This is a genomic window from Oscillospiraceae bacterium (genome assembly GCA_015068645.1).
In the GTDB taxonomy this organism is placed as follows: Bacteria; Bacillota; Clostridia; order UMGS1840; family UMGS1840; genus SIG452.
The window spans coordinates 1-2,646 of sequence record SVKD01000020.1 but is presented as its reverse complement, the minus strand read 5'-3'; the positions used below and the strand labels follow the sequence as shown (position 1 = coordinate 2,646).

Here is a 2,646-nt window from a genome sequence, read left to right as displayed (position 1 = left end):
GCATCAGAAATTTCTTAAGAAATTTGCATTTATCTGTGCACTTAGTTTTGATGTGTATGTGAAGAAGCTGATCATTGAGAAGCTGATAGATGATTTGCCGGATGTGGGAGATAAGAAGAAATCCTGACAGTAGGCAGTGAGCATTTTATTTTTATAATATAAGAAGGACCGGTACCTGCCAGGTCAATAGCATTAAGTTAAAGGTAACAAAGAGAAGCCAGCATCATTTTTTGATGTTAACTTCTCTTTTTTGCAGATATTAACTCTGCACAATAATATTTAATCTATTTCGACAAAATCTTTATCCATTGCGGCTTTCGCTATTTCTTCGAATTCTCTGTCTGGATTCCAGAATAGTTCCGAACAGGCGGCCATCGGGAAGAACACACCGCCATCATACGTTCCCGCCATACATACGTTAGCGTTTCCGTGAGAAACGTCTTGAATCCATTTGACAAATGCGGTTGCATATTTTCCAAGGTGCATCCAGTCTGCAGTATGAGCACGCCACGAATTTTGACGGAGCTTTTTATCGTGTTCCCGTATTTCTGCGCTGTTTTCACCTAAAATGAACGGGCCGGACTGGTCGACGAAACGTGCCCATTCCAATTTGGCAAATCCTTTGAGGATGATGCAGGTGGGAGCGTCTATACCGCGAAGGCACAGAATACTTTTTGTAAAATCCAACGTTTGTTCAAACTCTTTTTCATATCGCGCTTTGTCTTTAGGACGCAACAGCCCCATAGCAAATGGAAATGTTCCGCCGTTTTCCCAAACGATTTCGATGCGCTTATCCACCTTGGCAATTTCATCCAAATGCTTGTGCACAGAATTAGCATGAAGACCGAACTGAATGTGCAAATTCGGATAGCGTTTTAATAATTCCCCTGCAGTATCATTTACAAATTCCGTAACCGTCTTTGCAATAGAGCGACCGCCAATATTATCATCCATTCTTTCGGTGAAGGATTGAAAGTAGATCCCCGCGTTAGTGTCCGCGTACAGTTCTTCATATTCTCTGATAACCTGTTCTTTGAGCTCTTGCAGGAATTCATCGGTTAATGTGGTCATTTTGGCGCACCCTTGCCATCCCCAAGAGTAGCCCCAAAGGATCTCGATGCCCAGTGAATCTGCGTAAGTGCATATATCATCCGCGTTCAGCGGTTTATATTGATTCCACAGAACAATCTGGTTGAGGCCTTGTCTTGCCGCTTGTTCGAAAAAGAGTTTGTAATCGTTTATGGGGTGGCCCCAGACAAAGATACCTCTGTTTTTAAAGGTCGGCGCTGAGGTGATAGTACAATTCGGAAGTTTTTGGTCGAATATTCGTTTGGTGTACACCATACCGCCTGATTGCGGTGCGTATTTCGGTGCATAATGGTCCAATAAACAGGTGGCACCATAAAATAAATTGATAGCTTTTTTAGCAGTGATAATCACGAGTGAAAAAGCCGGATCAACGGGATTGTCAATGATTTTCAGCAGATACGCATCTTCTGTAAGCTCGTCTTCATTCACATATTGCTGTATGAGCGCACTGTCCTGCCATTGACTTATAAGAATGGTATTTTTCGCTAAATCTATGCCGATAGCTTCCTTGATGATGGGCAATACGTAAATGGAATAGATGCCCTCTTCGCGAAGCACCCTTTTGCCTACTTCTTTGTTCAAAAATTCAATGGCGCGTCTTTCAGGCCCTTTGAAATTGTTGTATACGATCTGCCAAGCTGTTTGTTTTTTTGTTTTGTCTGCGGAAATTACGTGAATGTTATCTATCATTGTTATACCTCCTTTTCTTCATTCTAAACAAAAACACGCAAGAAAACAATGGAATAAGTAAAACAGAAATGTAACTTTTCGAAAGCATTGACAGTGTGAAACGAGCATGATAGAATACCCAAAGAGGTGATTGCACGATGAAGAACGTACCGTTATCTGAATTTTATACAACGACATATATTGTACAATGTACGAACTATTTAAATCAACGATGGGACAGGGGTAAAGTATGGCAATGTATCACCAAACCCAAAGCCGAAAATCTGTTGTTGTACTTTAAAAATGGCTGTGCAGTGTATTCATTTGACGACGGAGAGACGCTGACGGTAAAAGCAGGTGATATTTGCTACACCCCTGTGGGGTGCAGATATTCTATATGTTTTGAGGGTGCGGATATCATCGAAACATCTGCAATGCGGTTTAAAATGTTTGACGAGCAGGGGAAAGAAATTACATTTGCAGACAAGCCTACAGTTTTTGGCAACAAAATCAGAAATACAAAACTGTTTGAGAGTGCACAAAAACTTAGTGAAAAAACCATACAGATTCCTGCAAAATATCATGCGTTGCTGTATGAATTCATAAGCGATTACGGTCATGAGATTGCCGGACGTAAGTTTATGAATTTCCCTTTGATAGAAAAAGGGGCTTCCTATCTTAATGCACATATTGAAGAAAATATCAGTGTAGAAGGGGCTGTCGCACTAACTGATGATTAATTCAGTTGGAGCGGTAGCTCAATTTTCATGCAAAAAAATAAATCCCAGACTTCGAAAAGTAAGGGATTTATGGTAAAATGAATGTATGACCAAACACATTATTTTACAAAAAGATTATACCAAAAATCCCAACGGATTTCAATTAAAA

Annotated in this window: 2 protein-coding genes; one reads left to right on the top strand and one right to left on the bottom strand. The window is 40.4% G+C overall.

Going from position 1 to position 2,646, the window contains the following annotated elements:
* Positions 1 to 279: 279 nt before the first annotated feature.
* On the bottom strand, positions 280 to 1,779 hold the full coding sequence (locus E7413_08040) for a hypothetical protein (protein MBE7019802.1): 1,500 nt from the start codon (positions 1,777 to 1,779) through the stop codon (positions 280 to 282).
* A 137-nt stretch (positions 1,780 to 1,916) separates the two neighbouring features.
* On the opposite strand from E7413_08040, the gene E7413_08035 reads away from it, so the two are divergent.
* The gene (locus E7413_08035; GenBank protein ID MBE7019801.1) at positions 1,917 to 2,498 is read left to right on the top strand and encodes a hypothetical protein; all 582 of its coding nucleotides are present in this window, start codon (positions 1,917 to 1,919) and stop codon (positions 2,496 to 2,498) included.
* Positions 2,499 to 2,646: the final 148 nt, after the last annotated feature.